Below are 574 nucleotides of genomic sequence, written 5' to 3'. Positions count from 1 at the left end.
ATTTTTTGAGAAATTACGGCAGCCTCTATAAGAAAATGCCCGTATAACCTACGGCCGAAACCACCACCCATACGACTCATCTGTATATCTATTTGTTCAGGAGCCAAACCAAGTCGCTTACTTATGCTGTTTTCGGCAAATTCAGGGGTTTGGATAGGACCAAATAATTCTGCTTTATCTTTCCTTACATCTGCGAAAAAGTTCATAGGTTCCATACAATTATGGGCCAGGAACGGGCATGTATAGGAGCGCTCGATCACTTTTGCAGCATTCTTGAATGCTTTTTCGGGGTCCCCGTCTTTTCTTACCACTTCAGCTTTTCTGGGACCTACCTCCGTTAGTAGTCGGGTATGAATTTCGGTACTTTCAAGACCGGTAGCATCTTCCATCCCTGCCGATTTTTCCAGGATCTCTATTTCTTTTGTGAGTTCGGCATTCAGGTCCCATTCTATATTTAATTTTTTCCTGGCCTGCATCACCTGCCAGGTAGATTCTCCAACCACGACAACGAGGTTGTTAAAAGCTGCTACATCACTCCATTCCTTCTCCATGTCTTCAGGATAGGTGCTTATGG

General features: G+C 44.1%; 1 protein-coding gene. It reads right to left on the bottom strand.

Annotated features, from left to right (window positions below):
* A partial coding sequence (locus HC176_RS15850) for a molybdopterin cofactor-binding domain-containing protein (RefSeq protein ID WP_245234920.1) occupies window positions 1–551 on the bottom strand: 551 nt, incomplete at its 3' end.
* Between the last annotated feature and the right edge of the window lie 23 nt (window positions 552–574).

It is taken from the genome of Tamlana crocina (assembly GCF_012037625.1).
The sequence above is the reverse complement of the archived record's forward strand: the minus strand, read 5'-3'. Positions and strand labels throughout refer to the sequence as shown.